This window comes from Salegentibacter sp. UBA1130 (genome assembly GCF_002311535.1).
Taxonomy (GTDB): Bacteria; Bacteroidota; Bacteroidia; order Flavobacteriales; family Flavobacteriaceae; genus Salegentibacter; species Salegentibacter agarivorans.
In genome coordinates this window covers 82,374-82,689 of sequence record NZ_DCAP01000040.1, presented here as the reverse complement: position 1 = coordinate 82,689, position 316 = coordinate 82,374, and the positions used below count along the sequence as shown (strand labels likewise).

At 40.2% G+C, this 316-nt stretch carries 1 protein-coding gene; it reads left to right on the top strand.

Going from position 1 to position 316, the window contains the following annotated elements:
• On the top strand, positions 1-316 hold a 316-nt coding region (locus B4F31_RS17390; RefSeq protein WP_286761838.1), incomplete at both ends, for a hypothetical protein.

Below are 316 nucleotides of genomic sequence, written 5' to 3'. Positions count from 1 at the left end.
ACTTATGATGGTACTGTTAAGGATATTGCAGCAACGCTAAACCATTCTGAAACTGAGTTGGCTTATGCTCCGGCACAAGGAAATACCGCTGCAGGAACTTATCCTGTTACTATTTCAGCTGAAGCAACCAGTAATTATGAAGCTGCTTCTGAGCAAGTGAGTTTAATTATTACAAATGCCGAAATCATAGGAGTGACCTTCGAAAGTGAAACATTCACCTACGATGGAACTTCAAAAGATATTTTCATTACTGGTTTGCCTGAGGGTGCGACAGTGAAATATGAGAATAACGGACAAACCAATGCCGGAACTTATA